Source organism: Sphingomonas sp., assembly GCF_019746665.1.
GTDB lineage: Bacteria > Pseudomonadota > Alphaproteobacteria > Sphingomonadales > Sphingomonadaceae > Sphingomonas.
Genome location: NZ_JAIERS010000015.1, coordinates 59,777 through 76,674 on the forward strand (window position 1 = coordinate 59,777; position 16,898 = coordinate 76,674).

At 68.7% G+C, this 16,898-nt stretch carries 21 protein-coding genes; 10 read left to right on the forward strand and 11 right to left on the reverse strand.

All coding sequences use genetic code 11. The features are described from left to right. Positions 1–3 precede the first annotated feature (3 nt). Genes K2X73_RS10700 through K2X73_RS10720 form a run of 5 tightly spaced genes read right to left on the reverse strand, consistent with a single transcriptional unit; the run spans position 4 to position 5,047 of the window. Positions 4–873 (reverse strand): hypothetical protein, encoded by an 870-nt coding sequence (locus tag K2X73_RS10700; RefSeq protein WP_294110702.1) that lies wholly within the window; start codon positions 871–873, stop codon positions 4–6. Beyond that, positions 870–1,211, reverse strand: coding sequence for a hypothetical protein (locus K2X73_RS10705; RefSeq protein ID WP_294110704.1), 342 nt, complete (start codon positions 1,209–1,211; stop codon positions 870–872). Before K2X73_RS10705 ends, K2X73_RS10700 begins: the two co-directional genes overlap by 4 nt. Then, a complete protein-coding gene (locus tag K2X73_RS10710) occupies positions 1,208–2,548 on the reverse strand; it encodes a serine hydrolase (RefSeq protein ID WP_294110706.1) in 1,341 nt (446 codons plus the stop codon). The genes K2X73_RS10705 and K2X73_RS10710 overlap by 4 nt, the downstream gene beginning before the upstream one ends. Continuing rightward, complete coding sequence (locus K2X73_RS10715; RefSeq protein WP_294110707.1) at positions 2,535–3,839, reverse strand: replication-associated recombination protein A; 1,305 nt, start codon at positions 3,837–3,839, stop codon at positions 2,535–2,537. The genes K2X73_RS10710 and K2X73_RS10715 overlap by 14 nt, the downstream gene beginning before the upstream one ends. A gap of 59 nt (positions 3,840–3,898) precedes the next feature. After that, positions 3,899–5,047 (reverse strand): glycosyltransferase family 1 protein, encoded by a 1,149-nt coding sequence (locus K2X73_RS10720; protein WP_294110708.1) that lies wholly within the window; start codon positions 5,045–5,047, stop codon positions 3,899–3,901. Positions 5,048–5,130: 83 nt separating this feature from the next. Between K2X73_RS10720 and radA the strand changes: the two genes are divergently transcribed. The 5 genes from radA to K2X73_RS10745 are packed head-to-tail and all read left to right on the forward strand — an operon-like array spanning position 5,131 to position 9,605. Next, entirely contained in the window at positions 5,131–6,504 is a 1,374-nt protein-coding gene (radA, locus tag K2X73_RS10725; protein ID WP_294110710.1) for a DNA repair protein RadA, read from the forward strand. A gap of 30 nt (positions 6,505–6,534) precedes the next feature. After that, entirely contained in the window at positions 6,535–7,098 is a 564-nt protein-coding gene (locus K2X73_RS10730) for a CvpA family protein (protein WP_294110713.1), read from the forward strand. Next, positions 7,079–7,510, forward strand: a complete 432-nt coding sequence (locus K2X73_RS10735; protein WP_294110714.1) for an iron-sulfur cluster assembly scaffold protein — start codon at positions 7,079–7,081, stop codon at positions 7,508–7,510. The genes K2X73_RS10730 and K2X73_RS10735 overlap by 20 nt, the downstream gene beginning before the upstream one ends. Beyond that, positions 7,507–9,279 carry a cation:proton antiporter gene (locus K2X73_RS10740; RefSeq protein WP_294110716.1) on the forward strand — a complete coding sequence of 591 codons (1,773 nt, stop codon included), beginning with the start codon at positions 7,507–7,509 and terminating at the stop codon, positions 9,277–9,279. Before K2X73_RS10735 ends, K2X73_RS10740 begins: the two co-directional genes overlap by 4 nt. Continuing rightward, positions 9,276–9,605 (forward strand): DUF423 domain-containing protein, encoded by a 330-nt coding sequence (locus K2X73_RS10745; protein ID WP_294110719.1) that lies wholly within the window; start codon positions 9,276–9,278, stop codon positions 9,603–9,605. The genes K2X73_RS10740 and K2X73_RS10745 overlap by 4 nt, the downstream gene beginning before the upstream one ends. 3 nt (positions 9,606–9,608) lie before the next feature. On the opposite strand, the gene K2X73_RS10750 is transcribed toward K2X73_RS10745, so the two are convergent. Genes K2X73_RS10750 through K2X73_RS10760 form a run of 3 tightly spaced genes read right to left on the reverse strand, consistent with a single transcriptional unit; the run spans position 9,609 to position 11,393 of the window. After that, entirely contained in the window at positions 9,609–9,752 is a 144-nt protein-coding gene (locus K2X73_RS10750; RefSeq protein WP_294110721.1) for a DUF2256 domain-containing protein, read from the reverse strand. Next, entirely contained in the window at positions 9,733–10,860 is a 1,128-nt protein-coding gene (gene aroB / locus K2X73_RS10755; protein ID WP_294110723.1) for a 3-dehydroquinate synthase, read from the reverse strand. Before aroB ends, K2X73_RS10750 begins: the two co-directional genes overlap by 20 nt. Continuing rightward, positions 10,857–11,393, reverse strand: coding sequence for a shikimate kinase (locus tag K2X73_RS10760; RefSeq protein ID WP_294110725.1), 537 nt, complete (start codon positions 11,391–11,393; stop codon positions 10,857–10,859). The genes aroB and K2X73_RS10760 overlap by 4 nt, the downstream gene beginning before the upstream one ends. 92 nt (positions 11,394–11,485) lie before the next feature. On the opposite strand from K2X73_RS10760, the gene K2X73_RS10765 reads away from it, so the two are divergent. Genes K2X73_RS10765 through K2X73_RS10780 form a run of 4 tightly spaced genes read left to right on the forward strand, consistent with a single transcriptional unit; the run spans position 11,486 to position 15,255 of the window. Beyond that, positions 11,486–11,608, forward strand: coding sequence for a hypothetical protein (locus tag K2X73_RS10765; RefSeq protein WP_294110727.1), 123 nt, complete (start codon positions 11,486–11,488; stop codon positions 11,606–11,608). Further along, positions 11,592–13,382: a hypothetical protein gene (locus K2X73_RS10770; RefSeq protein ID WP_294110729.1), complete on the forward strand. Its 1,791-nt coding sequence runs from the start codon at positions 11,592–11,594 to the stop codon at positions 13,380–13,382. The genes K2X73_RS10765 and K2X73_RS10770 overlap by 17 nt, the downstream gene beginning before the upstream one ends. After that, on the forward strand, positions 13,379–14,272 hold the full coding sequence (locus K2X73_RS10775) for a tyrosine recombinase (protein WP_294110730.1): 894 nt from the start codon (positions 13,379–13,381) through the stop codon (positions 14,270–14,272). The genes K2X73_RS10770 and K2X73_RS10775 overlap by 4 nt, the downstream gene beginning before the upstream one ends. A gap of 35 nt (positions 14,273–14,307) precedes the next feature. Then, a complete protein-coding gene (locus K2X73_RS10780) occupies positions 14,308–15,255 on the forward strand; it encodes an acetyl-CoA carboxylase carboxyltransferase subunit alpha (protein WP_294110733.1) in 948 nt (315 codons plus the stop codon). A 61-nt stretch (positions 15,256–15,316) separates the two neighbouring features. Here K2X73_RS10780 and K2X73_RS10785 read toward each other — a convergent pair whose 3' ends face one another. Both K2X73_RS10785 and K2X73_RS10790 read right to left on the reverse strand, forming a co-directional pair. Further along, positions 15,317–15,484: a Flp family type IVb pilin gene (locus K2X73_RS10785; RefSeq protein WP_294110734.1), complete on the reverse strand. Its 168-nt coding sequence runs from the start codon at positions 15,482–15,484 to the stop codon at positions 15,317–15,319. A gap of 131 nt (positions 15,485–15,615) precedes the next feature. Further along, complete coding sequence (locus K2X73_RS10790) at positions 15,616–15,795, reverse strand: Flp family type IVb pilin (RefSeq protein WP_294110735.1); 180 nt, start codon at positions 15,793–15,795, stop codon at positions 15,616–15,618. Between the two features lie 181 nt (positions 15,796–15,976). Between K2X73_RS10790 and K2X73_RS10795 the strand changes: the two genes are divergently transcribed. Beyond that, on the forward strand, positions 15,977–16,381 hold the full coding sequence (locus tag K2X73_RS10795; RefSeq protein ID WP_294110737.1) for a (deoxy)nucleoside triphosphate pyrophosphohydrolase: 405 nt from the start codon (positions 15,977–15,979) through the stop codon (positions 16,379–16,381). Between the two features lie 74 nt (positions 16,382–16,455). Here the strand turns inward: K2X73_RS10795 and K2X73_RS10800 are convergent, their stop codons facing one another. Continuing rightward, complete coding sequence (locus tag K2X73_RS10800; RefSeq protein WP_294110739.1) at positions 16,456–16,896, reverse strand: HXXEE domain-containing protein; 441 nt, start codon at positions 16,894–16,896, stop codon at positions 16,456–16,458. Positions 16,897–16,898 lie beyond the last annotated feature (2 nt).

The window sequence follows — 16,898 nt, forward strand, 5'->3', positions numbered from 1 at the left end:
GCGTCAAACCACGCCGAAGGTCCAGCCCTCGGTCGCGGCGATCGCGGGGTTTAGGCCCGCAGGATGCCACAGTGCCTCGCGGCTGGCGGCCGCGCGCAGCCAGGCGGCGCTGAGCAGCGCGTCGCTGCGATGATCGTCGATCGGCCCGTGGCCAGGCACCGGCGCGCTGCCGAGCGTGGCGAGGGCGGTGTTAAGCTCGGCGAGCGAGCGCATCTTGGCGCGGTGCGGCGGGCGGCCTGCGTCGCGCGCGGCGAGCGCGGTGTAGATTTCGACCAGCGCCGAGCCGCGCTCGGGCAGCGGATCGAACGGCCAGAGTGGCAACCGTCCGCCGAGCGCGTGGAACAGCCGCATCCCGGCGAGGCTTGCCTTGCCCACCTGCGCCGCACCAACGAGGTTGAGGTTGCTATAGGGCTTCAAGCCCTGCGCTGCCTGGGCATATTCGGTCACGCGAAAGCGGCCCCGTCCGCCACCGAAAGCTTCGCCGGTACGTCCGCCATGCCGTCGAAAATGCGGTGCGGCCCCAGGGTGGTCGGCAAAGCCCGCCGCGCCGAGATCGGGTTCGCCGCCGCATAGCGTCTCGACGAGCGACCAAAGGCCCCGCGCATCGCCCGGACTGGCATCCCAGCCCGGGAAGAAAGCGCCACGGTCAGCAAAGGGCAGCGATGGGCCGAGATCGAAACCGATCAGCGCGTCGGGCGGCGCCGCGCGCAGCAGCCAGTCGAGCACCGCCATCCGCGACCAGAGCCCGTGCGGCGGCGAGACAAGCCGCGGCGCCGCGCGCCCGATGCCACACCAGGCGAGCGCGATGCCCCGGTGCCGCGATCCCCGCGCGCCCGACCAGTCGATCGCGACGAAATGCGCGAAGCGGCTCACCGTTTGGGGCGGACCGGGCGCTTGGCGGCGGCCTGATCGCGCGCGCGTTCGATCATCGCGGCCACGCGCTCGGGATCGTCGCTGCCATAGCGAACGAGCACCGCCCCATAGCCCGCATAATGGGGCGTCTGGAAAAAGCTATCGGGGTCGGTTTCGAGCAGCAGCGCGATCGTATCGGTATCGAGCTGGAGGCAGAAGCTTTCCGTCGCCTCATGCCCGGGCGAGAGGAAGGCCCGGCCATTGGCGCTTACCTTCGCTGCTTCGTGCCCATAATGCCGCCCAAGCTCGACGCCGGGCAGCGCGAGGGCGAAGGCGAGGGCTTCTTGCCAGTCCTTCACTTCGCCTCCGCCAGCACATCGGCGGTGAACTTGCCGATATCGAAATTGCTGTTCGCCGGGTCTTCGCCGCGCCGGACGATCACGATGCCGCGGGTGGGGACGATCACGACGAACTGTCCGCGATTGCCGTTGGCGGAGAAGGCATCGTCGGGTACCCCCGGCGTGCCGCGCATCAGCCAGAAGGTCGCGCCATAGCCGAAGCCGCTCGCCGGCTGCGGGCCGCTCGGGCGCGTCACATAGCTTCGCCAGCCTTCGGGGAGCAGCCGCGCGCCGTTCCACACGCCGTCATTCAGGTAGAGCAGGCCGAAGCGGGCGAGGTCACGCGTGGTGGTCCATATCTGGCTGGAGGAGACGTAGTTGCCGCGCCAATCCACTTCCGCGACGGTATGGCGCATCCCGAGCGGGCCGAACAACGCGCGTTGCGGGAAATCGCGATATGCGTCCTCGCCCAGCGCGGTGCGCAGGCTGAGCATCGCGAGCAGAATGTCGTTGTTGGCATAGCGGAAGCGGGTGCCCGGCTTCACCTCCAGTGGCCATTGCGTCATCTCCTCGGTCACGCTGGTGCCGCCGAAATAGATCGCGTCGGTGCGGTTGCCGGCGGTCGCGCTGTGGAGGCCGGAGGCCATCCGGAGCAGCTGATCGAGCGTGATCGCCGAGCGCGGGTCGCCGGGAGTGCGCCATTCGGGCACTTGCGCCGGCGCGTCCACCTTCACCGCGCCCGCTTTCACCGCGATCCCGGCGAGCGTTCCGGTGATGCTCTTCGCGACCGACCAGGTGCGATTGGCGGTGAACGGCCCGAAACCGGCTGCGTAACGCTCGGCGATCATCCGGTTCTCGCGCAGGATCACGACGCCGGTGGTACGCCCCTGATAGCCACCAGCAAAAGCGCGCTCGACCGCCGGGATCGCTTGGAAAGCGATCTTCGGCAGCGCGTCGCCAAGCGGCCAAGGGCGCGGATCGGCGGGGGCCGGGGCGGGCGGGGTCGTGCCTACGGATGGGACTGTGGCGCCGATCGGCAGGTTGGTGCAGCCGGTCTCGCCACGATAGGCGGCGACGCGCGGTGGCAGGTTGGGATCGAAGCGTACCGTCACCATGCCGGCGGCGCGGTTCACCTCGGCGGGGAGGGTGGGGACGATCTTGTCATATTCGGGGTAGATGCCGGTCAGCTCCAACGCTTCTACGTCTGCTTGGGCGCGACCGCCGATGAACATCGCCGAGCAGAGCACCGCCGCCTTGTACCCCGCCGCGATCGCCCGGGTGTAGGGGGCCGGGGCTTGCGCCTGTTGCGCAAGTGCCGGGGTAGCGATCAACAGCGCTGCCAGACTAATCCCGCGCATTCTTCAGCCCCTCCCAATAAGCCAGCCGCTCGGCGATCTTGCGTTCAAAGCCGCGATCGACCGGCGCGTAAAAGGTCTGCGGCGCCATGCCCTCGGGCCAGTAATCCGCCCCGGAAAAACCGGCTTGCGTGTCATGATCATAGGCATAGCCCGCGCCATAGCCGATGTCCTTCATCAGCTTGGTCGGCGCGTTGAGGATGTGCGCGGGGGGCATCAGCGAGCCCGTTTCCTTCGCCGATCGCCATGCCGCCTTCTGCGCCTCGTACGCGGCATTCGATTTGGGCGCGGTCGCGAGGTAGAGGCACGCCTGGACGATCGCCAATTCCCCCTCGGGCGAGCCTAGGAACTCATAGGCATCCTTGGCGCCGAGGCATTGCGCCAGCGCCTGCGGATCGGCGAGGCCGATATCCTCGCTGGCGAACCGCGTCAGGCGGCGAAGGACGTAAAGCGGTTCCTCACCCGCCACCAGCATCCGCGCGAGGTAGTAGAGCGCAGCCTGCGGGTCCGATCCGCGCAGCGATTTGTGGAGCGCGGAAATGAGGTTGTAATGCCCCTCGCGGTCCTTGTCGTACACCGCCACGCGGCGCTGGAGGAACCCGCCAAGCCCGGCCGGATCGAGCGGCGCTGGTAGGTCGACCGAAAAGAGCGTCTCGGCCTGGTTGAGCAGGAAGCGGCCATCGCCATCGGCCGCCGCGATCAGTGCCCCGCGCGCTTCGGGGGTGAGGGGCAGGGGGCGCCCGATCAGCGCCTCCGCCCGGTCGAGCACGGTGCCCAATGCCTCGGGACCGAGCCGATGGAGGATGAGCACCTGCGCGCGGCTGAGCAAGGCGGCGTTGAGCTCGAACGAGGGGTTCTCGGTCGTCGCTCCCACCAGCGTGACGGTGCCCGCCTCGACATAGGGCAGGAAGCCGTCTTGCTGCGCGCGGTTGAAGCGGTGAATCTCGTCCACGAACAATAAGGTGCGCTGGCCGCGCCGGGCGTGCGCTTCGGCCTCGGCAAAAGCCTTTTTCAGATCGGCGACGCCGGAGAACACCGCCGAGATCGCGACGAAGCGCAGGCCAACCGCCTCGGCGAGCAGCCGCGCGATCGTCGTCTTGCCGGTGCCGGGCGGGCCCCACAGGATGATCGAAGCCAAGCGACTCGCCGCCACCATCCGCCCGATCGCGCCTTCGGGGCCAGTCAGATGCTCTTGCCCGACGACTTCATCCAGTGCCTGCGGGCGCAGCCGCTCGGCGAGCGGCGCGGTGTCGGCGGGCGGGGGTGTGGGAGGATCAGCGAAGAGGTCGGGCATCGTCGCGCCAGTTTAGGCGGGATGGGCACGGTTGCCAGCCCCCAACGCCCGCGCCTGACTCAGCCGCCGCGCCGCGCGATCACCTCTAGATATTTGTCGAGCACCGCTTTGTTGATCGCGTCCCAACTGAACGCGCCAGCCTTGGCTTCGCCCGCCATGCCGTGATCATCGGCGAGATCGCGGTCCAGTGCATAGGCCTGGAGCGCGTCGGCATAGCCGGCGATGTCATCGGGCGCGACGAGCCGGCCAGTGACGCCGTCCTCGACCAAACTCGACGTTCCCGTCGCGATCGCCGCCACCACCGGCACCGCGCACGCCATCGCCTCCAGCGTCACATTGCCGAACGTCTCGGTCGTGCTGGGGTTGAACAGCACGTCCATCGAGGCGACCGCGCGGCCCAACTCGCTATTCGCCAGAAAGCCGGTGAACACCGCGCTCGGCACGCGTTCGGCGAACCAGGCGCGGGCCGGGCCTTCGCCGATCACCATCACCCGGTGCGGCACTTGCCGGCGTTCAAGCTCGGCGATGACATCGGCGAACACGCCAAGTCCCTTTTCGAGCACCAGTCGGCCCAGAAAGCCGATCACTACTTCCTGGTCGCCAATCCCGAGCGAGCGGCGCCAAGGCAGCGAACGCACGGCGGGGCTGAAGATCGTCCGATCGACACCTCGTGACCAGATGCCGATATCGAAGTTCATCCGTTCGGCGCGCAGGATTTCAGCCATCGACGGCGCGGGTGCGAGGATCGCGTCGCAGCGGCGATAGAAGCGGCGCTGGATCGCTACCGCCGCCGGTGCGAGGAAGCCGAGGCCGTAATAAGCGACATAGGTATCGAAGCGGGTGTGGACCGAGGCGACCGCCGGCACGCTGCCGCCTCGGGCCCAAGTGAGGGCGCGGTGCCCTAGAATGTCGGGCGCGGACAGATGCACCATGTTCGGCCCGAAGGCCTCTAGGTCACGCCGCGTCTTGGCGGGAAGGCCCAGCGCGAGCCGATATTCACCGCGGCCCGGCACGCCCAGCGCCGGCACGTCGACCAGATCGCCGGTAGGTGGAAATGCTGGTGTCTTAGTGGTCGGAGAATAGACCCGCACCGTCGCGCCCTGGCCGAGCAGATAACCAACCAGCCGGTTGAGCGCCTGATTGGCGCCATCCCGCACATAATTATAGTTGCCGCTGAACAGCGCGACGCGCAGGCGATCGGGGGTCATCGCGCGCGCCCTAGCGAGCGATTGCGGCAAAGACTAGCCCGCTCGCCTTGCGTTCTTTCTTCGTTCCTGCGAAAGCTATTGAGATGGCGAAACCCCAGAAGCGTTATGTCTGCCAGGCGTGCGGTTCGGCGACGCACCGCTGGGCGGGGCAATGCGGCGATTGCGGCGAGTGGAACAGCCTGGCCGAGGAAGCGGCGCTGGCGGCGACGCCGTTCCAGGCCAAACATCATCTGCGCAGCGGCGGGCAGAAGGTGACTTTGGTCGGTCTCGATGCCGAAATCCCGCTTCCCGCGCGGCTCGCGACCGGGATCGCCGAGTTCGATCGCACGCTGGGTGGCGGGTTCGTCGAGGGATCGGCGACCTTGATCGGCGGTGATCCGGGGATCGGTAAATCGACGTTGCTGCTCCAGGCGGCGGCGCGACTTGCGCAGGGTGGGCACCGCGTCGCCTATGTCTCTGGCGAGGAAGCGGCCGATCAGGTGCGGCTGCGCGCGCGGCGGCTGGGGCTGGGCGCGGCGCCGGTGCAACTCGCCGCCGCGACATCGGTGCGCGACATCCTCACCACGCTCGGCGACGGGCCGGCGCCGCGCCTGCTCGTGATCGATTCGATCCAGACGATGCATTCGGACATGATCGAGGGCGCGCCGGGCACCGTCAGCCAGGTGCGGGCGAGCGCGCAGGAGCTGATCCGCTTCGCCAAGGAGCGGGGCTCGGCGCTGGTGCTGGTGGGCCATGTCACCAAGGATGGCAGCCTCGCCGGGCCGCGCGTGCTGGAGCATATGGTCGATACCGTGCTCGCCTTCGAAGGCGAGCGCAGCCATCAATACCGGCTGCTCCGCGCGATCAAGAACCGTTTCGGTGGCACCGACGAGATCGGCGTGTTCGCGATGGCGGACAGTGGCTTGAGCGAGGTCGCGAACCCAAGCGCCTTGTTCCTCACCCAGCGCGATGAGGGGGTGAGCGGCACGGTCGTGTTCCCCGCGCTGGAGGGTACACGGCCGGTGCTCGTCGAGATGCAGGCGCTGGTGGTGCGGCTGGCGAGCGGCGCGACGCCGCGCCGCGCGGTGGTCGGCTGGGATTCGGGGCGGCTGGCGATGATCCTCGCCGTGCTGGAGGCGCGGTGCGGGCTGAGTTTTTCGTCGGCGGAAGTCTATCTGAACGTCGCGGGCGGCTACCGCGTGCAGGACCCGGCGGCGGACCTGGCGGTGGCGGCGGCGCTCGTCTCGGCGCTTAGCGAACGCCCCGTGCCGGTGGGCGCGGTCGCGTTCGGCGAAGTCGCGCTTTCGGGGGAAATCCGCCCGGTCGCCCATGCCGGGCTGCGGCTGAAAGAGGCGGCGAAGCTCGGCTTCGACCGCGCTTTGCTGCCTGCCTCGGCGGCAGGAGAAAAGAGCGCGCTCGCGCTCGCCGGTTTCAAGAACTTGCTGCGCTTCGTTGACCATCTGCTCGGGCGTGGCTAGCGCTGGGGCGGGTTGCCGACCGAGGGAAAGATGGGGCTGACCGCACTCGACATTATCGCGCTGGTGCTGATCATCGGCGCGGCCGTTCTGGGGGCGATGCGCGGGTTCGTCACCGAAGTGCTGTCGCTCACCACTTGGCTGTTCATGGTCCTCGCGTTGCGGGTGCTGCAAGGACCGCTGTCCGGGATGCTCACCGGCACGATCGGCACCAACGCTGGCGCGGCGGTGCTCGCCTTCGTGGTGATCGCCGGGCTCACCTATTTGGGCGGGCGCTGGGTGGCGCGCGCGATCGGCGAACGCACCCGCACCTCGATCCTGGGGCCGGTCGACCGCGCGCTCGGCTTCGGCTTTGGCGGGCTCAAGGGATTGATCTTCGCCAGTCTTTTGTTCCTGTTGATCACACTGATCGTCGATACGATCAGCGGCGGCCCGTTGCGCCGGCCGAGCTGGATCACCAGTTCACGCACCTATCCGTTGCTGAGGGTGACGAGCGCCGGGGTCGCCGATTTCGTCGATCGGCGGCGGCGCGGCGGACCGGTGTTCGGCAATGAGGCAGCGCCGGGGAACGAGAATGATGAACGCCCCGCTCTATAACCAGCAAATCCTCCGCCTCGCCGCGCGGGTGCCGCCGGCGCGGTTGGCGGCGCCGATGGCGACGGTGGAGAAACGCTCGCCGATCTGCGGCAGCCGGGTGACGGTCGACGTGGATGTGGACGGCGAGGGACGGCTGCGCGAGCTGGGGATGTTGGTGCGCGCTTGCGCGCTGGGCCAGGCATCGGCGGCGCTGTTTGCCGAGCATGCCGGGGGCAAGGACGCGGCTGAGCTCACCACGGCGCGGGACGCGCTCATCAGGTGGCTCGCTGGTCAGGGCGGGATACCCGATTGGCCGGGAATCGAGGTCTTTGAACCCGCCCTGCCGCACAGCGCGCGCCACGCCTCGATCCGGCTCGCGTTCGAGGCGGGGGCCGAAGCCGTCGCCGCCGCGCGCCTTGCTGCCGCTGCATGAACGAGCATCTGCTCCGCGACGGTGTGACGCTGCTGGGCTTCGCGCTCGTCTTCGTCCTGCTGTTCCGCAAGCTGGGGCTCGGGGCGACGCTCGCCTTCCTGGTCGCCGGCGCGGTGGTGGGGCCGCAGGGACTCGCGCTGGTCGGCGATGTCGAGGGCAAGCGCGGCGCGGCCGAACTGGGGATCGTGCTGCTGCTGTTCCTGGTCGGGCTCGAACTTAACCCGTCGCGGTTGTGGCGGCTGCGCGAGGAGATTTTCGCGGTCGGCACGCTGCAGGTCGTGGCGTGCGCGGCGGCGTTGACCGGGGTGGTGGCCTGGTATGGTGGCTTTTCCTGGGCCGCGGCGGTCGCGGTAGCGCTGCCGCTCGCGCTCTCGTCGACCGCGCAGGTGCTGCCAATGCTGCAATCGGCCGGGCGGCTGCGCACCCCCTTTGGCGAACGTGCCTTTTCGATCCTGTTGTTCCAGGATCTGTCGATCGTGCCGCTGATCACGATCATCGCCGCCTTGAGCCGGGCGCCGGCGCCCCCCGGGGCTTCTCCGGGCTGGCTGCTCGCGCTTTACACCGTGCTGGCGGTGGGCGGGTTGGTGCTGGCGGGTCGCTTCCTGCTGCGCCCCATGTTCCGCCTGATCGGTAATCTTGGCGAGCGCGAGATGTTCATCTTCGCCGCGCTCTTCACGGTGATCGCCGCCGCGACCTTGATGGAGTCGTTAGGGTTGTCGACCGCGCTCGGCGCTTTCGTCGCCGGCGTCATGCTGGCGGACAGTCCCTATCGGCACGAGTTGGAGGCTGACGTCGATCCGTTCCGATCGATCCTGCTGGGGCTGTTTTTCCTGAGCGTCGGCATGATGCTGGATCTCGACGCCATTGCCAGCCGGCCATTGTTCGTGGGCGGTATGGCGTTGCTCTTGGTCGCGACCAAGGCGGGGGTGATCGCCGCGATAGGCCTCGCGTTCCGGATGGAATGGCGCGCCGCGCTGAAGCTTGGTTTGCTCCTGAGCCAGGGCGGCGAGTTCGGCTTCGTGCTGTTCGCCCAGGCGCAGCAGGCGATGCTGATCGCGCCCGCCGCCGCAAGCTTGTTCGGCGCGGTGGTGACGCTGTCGATGGCGACCACGCCTTTCCTGATGGCGTTCACCAAGCGCGTGCTGAGCGCGCCGCCCAAGCGGACCGACGGCCTCGACGGACCCCAAGCCGATGGCGCGAGCGCGCTGGTGATCGGCTATGGCCGCTTCGGCCAGACGGTCGCTCAGATGCTGATCGGCCAGGGCGTGCGCACGACCGTGATCGACCGGAACCCCGAGACAATCGAGGTCGCCGGCAGTTTCGGGATGAAGGTTTATTTCGGCGACGGCTTACGCCTCGATCTGTTGCGCCAGGCGGGCGGGCACGAGGCGCAGTTGCTGGTGTTTTGCATCGATGGTGACCAGATCGACCGGGAGTTTCTGGTATCGATCAATCATGCCTTCCCACAGGCCGCGCTGTTCGCGCGCGCCTATGACCGGCGCAGCCTGATCAAGATGGCGGGCGCGCCACTGGCGGGCACGGTGCGCGACGTGTTCGAATCGGCGATCCAGATGGCCCGCCAGGCGATGGAGCTGCTCCAGATCGACAGCGAGCAGATCGCCCGCACCGAGGACGAATATCGCCGCCGCGATGCGATTCGGCTGAAGGCGCAATCCGAAACCGGCGATTTGCGCGCGGCGGTCGATCATATGTTCTCGCACCGCACCCTGGCTGAAGCCGTCGCCGCGCGAGCGGAGGAGGAGCGATGATCCTGGTGCTGGCGGCGCTTTCGGGCGCGCTCGCCGTGGCGGCGGGAGCGTTTGGGGCGCATGGCGCGGAGGGGAAGGCCGCTGAGTGGCTTCGCATTGGCGGGCAATATCAGCTCGCGCACGCGCTCGCGGCGATGGTCGCGGTGCAGCTGCGCGCGGGTGGGGCGGCGTGGTTGTTCGTCGCGGGCGGGGCGCTGTTCGCCGGGACGCTCTATCTGATGGCGCTGGGCCTGCCGCGCTGGCTGGGGGCGATCACCCCCATCGGTGGCGCGCTGATGATCGCCGGCTGGCTGTGGCTCACGTGGAGCCTCTGGCGCGCGGGATAGCCGCTAACGCCCTGTTTTTCGGCACTTGTCCGAGCAATAGACGACATTGTCCCAATCGCGCGCCCATTTCTTGCGCCACGCGAAGGGGCGCGCGCAGACCGGGCAGGTCTTGGTCGGCAGGTCGCGCTTATGGACGCCTTGGGGCATCGCACACCTCCCGCTCTTCATCGAGGAACGCCGCCACGTCGTCGAGCGCCACGTCGCGCGCGACGAAGGTCTGCCCGATGCCGCGCGCGAGGAGGAAGGGGAGGGTGCCGCCCACCATCTTCTTGTCGTGGCGCATATGATCGACGAGGCGGGTGCCGGGCGCATTCACCCCCGCCTCGGCGAGCCCCGCGGGCAGTCCCAGCGCGCGCAGGTGCGCTCCCACGCGCGTCCCATCCCCGCCCGGGCACAGCCCGCGCCGTGCCGAGTAGCGAAAAGCCAGCGCCATCCCCGCCGCGACCGCCTCGCCGTGCAGCAGCCGGTCCGAAAAACCCGCTTCGGCCTCCAACGCATGGCCGAAGGTGTGGCCAAGGTTGAGCAGCGCGCGCAGATCGCCCGTCTCGCGCTCATCGGCGGCGACGATGCGGGCCTTGGCACGGACCGAATGGGCGATGGCTTCCACCCGCGCCACCGCATCGCCCGCGAGCAACGCCGCGCCGTTCGCCTCACACCAGGCAAAGAAGTCGGCGTCGTCGATCAGGCCATATTTCACGACTTCGGCATAGCCCGCGCGCAGCTCCCGCAACGGGAGGGTGGCCAACGTGTCGGGGTCGATCAGCACTAGGCTCGGCTGATGGAAAGCGCCGATCAGGTTCTTGCCGCCGCGCGCGTTGATCGCGGTCTTCCCGCCGACCGACGAATCGACCTGGGCGAGCAAGGTCGTCGGCAACTGCACGAAGCGGCACCCGCGCTTCAGGATCGCGCAGGCGAGCCCGGCCAGATCGCCCACCACCCCACCGCCGAGCGCGAGCACATGATCGCCGCGCTCCACCCCGCGCGCGAGCAGCGCCTCGCACAGCGTCTCGAGCATCGCCCAGCTCTTGCTCGCCTCGCCCGACGGGATGGCGACCGGGTCGAGCGCCACGCCGTGTTCGGCAAGCGCCGCGCCGAGCGTCGCGAGATGCCCTTCGACCGCCGCGTCATACACCACCACCAGCCGCCCGCCGCGTGCGAGTGGCGCGAGCCGCTCGGCACCCGCCGCCCCGATCAGGCCGGGCGCGATCACCACCGGATAGGCGCGCGCGCCCAACTCCACCCAGATTTCGATCACGCCCCGATCGCCTCCAAAATCGCCTTCACCGTCACCTCGTGGGGCGCGTGATGGCTCGGCACCCGGATCGGCGCCAGCGCGTAGAAGGGATTGCGCTGCTGCGCCAGCTCGCGCAGCACCTGATGCGGATCGCGGTTACGGAGCAGCGGGCGGGTGTCGCGCCGGGTCACGCGCTCGGCGAGCACGGCTGGGTTGGCATCGAGCCACACCGCGAGCGCGCGATCGAGGATCAGCGCGCGCGTCTCCTCGTTCATGAAGGCGCCGCCGCCGGTCGCGATCACCTTGGGGGTGCCATCGATCAGCCGGGCGATCACCCGCCGCTCGCCATCGCGAAAATAGGGTTCGCCGAAGCGATCGAAGATTTCCGCGATCGTCATTCCCGCCGCCGTCTCGATCTCGGCATCGGCGTCGACAAAGGGCAGGCGCAGCCGCTGGGCGAGGCGCCGGCCGACCGTCGTCTTGCCCGCGCCCATCAACCCCACCAGCACGATCGGCTGGCCTTGCCAGTCTGCTTTTTGTTGATTTTGCAACATGTGGGCACAGGCTATACAGCGCGCCCACGCCTCGGGCAAAAGGCGCGTGGCGGGGATAGTCGAGCAGGGGCGTGAGGGTAGAGATGCGGTTGGTGATCGTTGCGCTGGTGGTGCTCGTGGTGCTGGGCGGCGGGATGGCGGCGCTCGGCGGTTTGGCGCGTGAAAAGCCGTTGCAGCCGGTGGAAAAGGTCGTCCCGCTTGCCAATCTCAGCTAAGCGCAAGGCCCTGCTGCTGCTGGTCGCGGGGGCGAGCGTGCTCCCCGCGCTGGCGCAGGAGCGGCCCGAATCGATCCTGCCGCCGGGCTTCAACGAACAGACCCCGCCGCCCAGCCCGACGCCCTCCGCGCCGGTCGTGCCGACGCCCGCGCCCGTACAGCCGAGCGCGCCGCTGCCGGGGACGCCGGTGCCCGACGATCTGGGGCTCGACAATTTGCTGTCGAACGATCTGGCGGCGACCGCCGAGCCCGATCCTGCGGCGATGCAGGCCTATGAGCTGCCGGCCTATGCCCGCCGTTCGCTGGCCCGCGTAGGGGTGGTCGGCACCGATCAGGGCGGGCTCGCGCCGGGTGCTTTCGGTCGTACCGATGGCCGTTTCCTCCAGATGCTGATGGCGCGGCTCGACGCGCCTTTGCCCTCGCGCTGGCTGTCGATCGCGCTGCGCCGCGCGCTTGCCTCGCAGGTCGATACCCCGGCGCAAGTGAACGGCGCCGATTTCGCCGCCGAGCGCGCCTGGCTGCTGGTGCGGATGGGCGAGCCGCACGTCGCCCGCGCGCTGATCGAGGCGGTCGATACCGATAACTATACGCCCAAGCTCTATGAGGCGGCGCTGCAGACCGCGCTCGCCGCAGGCGATCCGGGGCTGGTCTGCCCGGTGATCGGCCCGGCGCAGCGCCAGTCGGGCGACCGGGCGTGGGTGCTGCTCGACGCGGTGTGCGCGGGGCTTTCGGGCATCGCCGGGCAGGGCGGGCCGCAGCTGGAGGCGGCGCGCAAGCGGCGGGTGGCGAGCGGGGTCGATCTGCTGCTCGCCGACAAGGCGGTGGGCCTCACTAACAAACGCCGCGCGGTGACGATCGAGTGGGACAGCGTCGGCGAGCTGACCGCGTGGCGCTATGGCATGGCGATGGCGACCGGGGTCGATGTGCCCGCGCCGTTGCTCGCGACCGCGGCGCCGCGCGTGCAATTCTGGCGCGCGATGGCGCCGGCGCTGAGCCCGGTCGCGCGGCGCCCCTCGGCCGAGCTCGCCGCCGCGCAAGGCGTGCTGTCGAGCGCGGCTCTGGTCGACCTCTATGGCGCGATCGACCAGAGCGAAGACCCGTCGAGCCCCGATGCCGCCGCCGCGCGCGACCTGACCGCCGCGTTCAGCGCCGCCGCGCGCGAGGATCGGGTCGCGGCGCTGCGCCGGCTGTGGGAAGCGCCCGAAGGCCCACGCGCGCGCTATGCCCGGCTGGTACTCACCGCCCGCGCCGCCGCGCTGCTGCCGCCCGCCGCCGACGAGGCGACCGAGCGCGCGATCGCTGCGATGCTCAGCGCCGGTTACGATCAGGCGGCGTTGCGCTGGCGCGGGGTGGTGACGCGGGGGAGCGACGGCTGGGCGATGCTCGCGCTCGCCAATACCGGCTTTGGCGCGCGCTACAGCCGGGGCGAGGTGCGCGGCTATGGCGGCGGCCAGGGAGACAGCACGCTCAAGCGCCAGCTGTTCTTCGCCGCGCTCGCCGGGCTCGATCGGGTCGATGCCGCGACCGCGCAGTCGCTCGCCGGCGATCTGGCGGTCGATATCGCGCTCGACAATCCGTGGACCCGCGCGATCGACCAGGCGGCGCAGGCGGGCGAGCCGGGCACCGTGCTGCTGCTCGCGGGCGTGGGGATGCAGACGGGCAATTGGCACGGCGTACCGCCCGCCTATTTCTATCGCATCATCGCCGCGATGCACCGTGTCGGGCTCGATGCCGAGGCGCGGATGATGGCGATCGAGGCGCTTACCCGGCTTTGAGCGATGGGTTGAACGACGCGGGGCTGATCGACCGCTTCCTGGAGATGCTGAGCGCCGAGCGCGGCGCGGCGGCGAACACCATCGCTGCCTATCGCAGCGATTTGTCCCTGGCCTCGGGCGCGCTCGACGGCGCTCTGGCGGGGGCGGACGCGACCGCGCTCCAGCGGCTGGCGGACGGGTGGGCGGCGCTGTCCCGCGCGACCGTGGCGCGCAAGGCGGCGGCGCTGCGCCGCTTCTTCGCTTTTCTGCACGAGGAGGGGCACCGCGCCGATGATCCAAGCGAGGCGCTGCCCCGCCCGGGCACCGCGCGGCCTTTGCCCAAGACGCTGTCGGTCACTGATGTCGACAGGCTGTTCGCCGCCATCGCCGATCGGCTCGCCAAGCCCCAGCCGGCGCCGCGCGATCTGCGGCTCGCGGCGCTGGTGGAACTGCTCTACGGCTCCGGCCTGCGCGCAAGCGAGCTGGTGTCGCTGCCGCGCGCGAGCATCGCCCCTGACCGCCCCTTCCTGATCCTGAAGGGCAAGGGCGGGCGCGAGCGGCTGGTGCCGATCTCCGACCGGGCGCGCGCGGCGGTGAGCGCGTGGCGCGCGGTCGCGCCACCCAGCGCCTGGCTGTTTCCCAGCGGCAGGGCGCATCTGACGCGGATCCGGCTCTATCAGCTGCTCAAGGGGCTCGCGGTCGAGGCCGGGCTGCCGCCCGACCGGATCAGCCCGCACGTGCTGCGCCATGCCTTTGCGACGCATCTGCTAGCCGGCGGCGCCGATCTGCGCGCGCTGCAGCTGATGCTGGGCCATGCCGATATCGCGACGACCGAAATCTACACCCATGTCGATAGCAGCCGGTTGATCGAGCTGGTCAACCAGCGCCATCCGCTCGCCGAGTTGCGTTGACGCGTGGCCATGCGGCGCCTAACCGAGGCGCCCTGATGGCCAGCTTCCTCGATTTCGAAAAACCCGTCGCCGAACTGACCGCGCGCCTCGCCGAACTGCGCACGACCGCCGATCACGGCGCGATCGACATCGCCGCGGAGATCGCCCGGATCGAGGCCAAGGCCGATCGCTTGCTGCGCGAGACTTACGCGAAGCTGACGCCGTGGCAGAAAACGCAAGTCGCGCGCCATCCCGATCGCCCGCATTTCAAACATTATGTCGCCGGGTTGTTCGACGAGTTCATGCCGCTCGCCGGCGACCGCGCCTTCGCCGATGATCAGGCGATCCTGGGCGGCTTCGCCCGGCTCGGCGGGCGCCGGGTGGTGGTGATCGGGCATGAGAAGGGCGACGATACCGCCAGTCGCCTCCGCCACAATTTCGGGATGGGCAAGCCCGAGGGGTATCGCAAGGCGATTCGGCTGATGCGGCTTGCCGATCGGTTCGGCCTGCCGGTGGTGACGCTCGTCGATACCTCGGGCGCCTTTCCTGGGGTCCAGGCGGAGGAGCGCGGCCAGGCCGAGGCGATCGCGCGCGCGACCGAGCAGTGCCTTGCGCTCGGCGTGCCGATGGTGGCCGCGATCGTGGGTGAGGGCGGCTCGGGCGGCGCGATCGCGCTCGCCGCCGCCAATCGCGTGCTGATGTTCGAGCATGCCGTCTATTCGGTGATCAGCCCGGAAGGCTGCGCGTCGATCCTGTGGCGCACCGCCGAACGCGCGCCCGACGCGGCCGAGGCGATGCGGGTGACCGCGCAGGATCTGAAGACGCTCGGCGTGATCGACGCGATCGTGCCCGAACCGCTCGGCGGCGCGCAGCGCGACCCGGCGGCGGCGATCGCGGGCTTGCGAGCGGCGATCACCGGCGCGCTCGATGGCCTGGCGGGCCTCAGCCCCGAAGGCCTACGCCGCGATCGGCGCGCCAAGTTCCTGGCGATGGGTCGGCTTTAGCCAATAAAAAAGCGGCGAGCCGAAGCCCGCCGCCCGTTTTCGTCTGGGAGGACGAAAGAACTTAGCTCGAACGCAGGTTCGAAGCAACGTTCTGGAAGGTGAAGCGCAGGTTGTTACCCAGCGTGCTCATCGCGGCGATCGCGGCGACGGCGATCAGAGCGGCGATCAGACCATATTCGATGGCGGTCGCGCCCTTGTTGTTCTTCACGAACTTGCGGATAGCGTTCATTTCCGGTCTCCAATCTTACTTTGCTCAAACACCCGGCCGACCCGAATTCCGGTCCAGCAATCGTGTTTCTATCTGGTGAAAGTTGACAAATCGTTTTGGGTGAATGGTTAATTTAATCTTATCAGAGTGGCTCAGTGGTTGCTGGCCTGCGTCACGCGCGAGCTAACGCTGTTCCACATCCCGATCGTCTGGCTGGCGACGGCCTGAAGCGAGGCGACCATCGCGATCACGATCAGCGAGACGATCAGGCCATATTCAACGGCGGTGGCGCCGCGGCGGTCGATCAGCAATCGGCGAAGAATCGTGCGCATTGGTTAAACCCGCTCGTTGGTGCCCCGTAATTTTAAAGATCGATCGTTAACAAGTTGCTGCCGCCCGCATGATAGACCCGCATTTCCCTCGGCCGCCGCTGCCAACGGCCCAGGCCATCGGTTAAGATTCGCGTGACCAAAGGATGGCGCGCGCGGCGATGGCTTGTTAGGCGCGGTCGATATGGGCTCCGCTCTTTTTCCGATCGTGGCGGCCGCGCTGGTCGATGGCGATGGCCGCGTGCTGCTGCAACAGCGGCCGCCAGGCAAGGAGATGGCCGGGCTGTGGGAGTTTCCCGGCGGCAAGATCGAGCCTGGCGAGTCGCCCGAGGCCGCGCTGATCCGCGAGCTGCGCGAGGAACTGGGGATCGATACCGATGCCGCGTGCCTCGCCCCCGCCGCCTTCGCCAGCGCACCGCTTGGTGAACGCCATCTGTTGCTGCTGCTGTTCGTCTGCCGCAAATGGCGGGGGATGCCGCAGCCGCTGGAGGGCGGCGCGTTGCGCTGGGCGCGCCCGGCGGCGATGCACGCGCTGCCAATGCCGCCGGCGGATCGGCCACTGATCGGCCTGATCGAGGCGTTGATCTAGGGGGTGAATGTGTAAGCGACCGTTTTTCACGCGGCGACTCAATGGCTGTGCTGGGGTGGGAAGGGGACCGACGGTTATGCGGCCGACGCACGTTGTAAGCGGACCAGGACAAAACCGGCGATCGGGACGTGCATGAGGACTGCCGTTACTACTCCCGGAGCGTAGCCGCCAAGCAGAATGGCTGCAGGAACATGCGGGATGAACACATTCCCAAGCATCAGCAACGCCAAACCTCGGACGAGCATAACCGCGGCAGGACGCGAGGGGTTCAATCTTGCCCATATCATCGCCGCACTTCCAACTGCTGAGACAGCCAGCAAAGCAACATGGAAACTGTGAGTTGAAGGTGCGGAGTAAGAATGGAAGAATACAGTGCGGATCAAGGCTTGCGACAACTCCCGATAGGAGCTGTAGGAGATTGCTTCCTCCGCATTGTGCAGCAAGAACGCGACGAGCAAGACGATTGGAAAGATCCGAGTAGATTCATCACTTGGACCTTGCGCTGTGCTGATCATGG

What these genes read in the sequence shown, in the direction of transcription:
- K2X73_RS10780 (WP_294110733.1), top strand. Translation starts at nt 14,308, where the DNA reads ATGGCCAGCTTCCTCGATTTCGAAAAACCCGTCGCCGAACTGACCGCG.
- radA (WP_294110710.1), top strand. Translation starts at nt 5,131, where the DNA reads ATGGCGAAACCCCAGAAGCGTTATGTCTGCCAGGCGTGCGGTTCGGCG.
- K2X73_RS10750 (WP_294110721.1), bottom strand. Translation starts at nt 9,752, where the DNA reads ATGCCCCAAGGCGTCCATAAGCGCGACCTGCCGACCAAGACCTGCCCG.
- K2X73_RS10730 (WP_294110713.1), top strand. Translation starts at nt 6,535, where the DNA reads ATGGGGCTGACCGCACTCGACATTATCGCGCTGGTGCTGATCATCGGC.
- K2X73_RS10790 (WP_294110735.1), bottom strand. Translation starts at nt 15,795, where the DNA reads ATGCGCACGATTCTTCGCCGATTGCTGATCGACCGCCGCGGCGCCACC.
- K2X73_RS10795 (WP_294110737.1), top strand. Translation starts at nt 15,977, where the DNA reads ATGGGCTCCGCTCTTTTTCCGATCGTGGCGGCCGCGCTGGTCGATGGC.
- K2X73_RS10785 (WP_294110734.1), bottom strand. Translation starts at nt 15,484, where the DNA reads ATGAACGCTATCCGCAAGTTCGTGAAGAACAACAAGGGCGCGACCGCC.
- K2X73_RS10715 (WP_294110707.1), bottom strand. Translation starts at nt 3,839, where the DNA reads ATGCCCGACCTCTTCGCTGATCCTCCCACACCCCCGCCCGCCGACACC.
- K2X73_RS10745 (WP_294110719.1), top strand. Translation starts at nt 9,276, where the DNA reads ATGATCCTGGTGCTGGCGGCGCTTTCGGGCGCGCTCGCCGTGGCGGCG.
- K2X73_RS10740 (WP_294110716.1), top strand. Translation starts at nt 7,507, where the DNA reads ATGAACGAGCATCTGCTCCGCGACGGTGTGACGCTGCTGGGCTTCGCG.
- K2X73_RS10720 (WP_294110708.1), bottom strand. Translation starts at nt 5,047, where the DNA reads ATGACCCCCGATCGCCTGCGCGTCGCGCTGTTCAGCGGCAACTATAAT.
- K2X73_RS10800 (WP_294110739.1), bottom strand. Translation starts at nt 16,896, where the DNA reads ATGATCAGCACAGCGCAAGGTCCAAGTGATGAATCTACTCGGATCTTT.
- K2X73_RS10760 (WP_294110725.1), bottom strand. Translation starts at nt 11,393, where the DNA reads ATGTTGCAAAATCAACAAAAAGCAGACTGGCAAGGCCAGCCGATCGTG.
- K2X73_RS10735 (WP_294110714.1), top strand. Translation starts at nt 7,079, where the DNA reads ATGAACGCCCCGCTCTATAACCAGCAAATCCTCCGCCTCGCCGCGCGG.
- K2X73_RS10710 (WP_294110706.1), bottom strand. Translation starts at nt 2,548, where the DNA reads ATGCGCGGGATTAGTCTGGCAGCGCTGTTGATCGCTACCCCGGCACTT.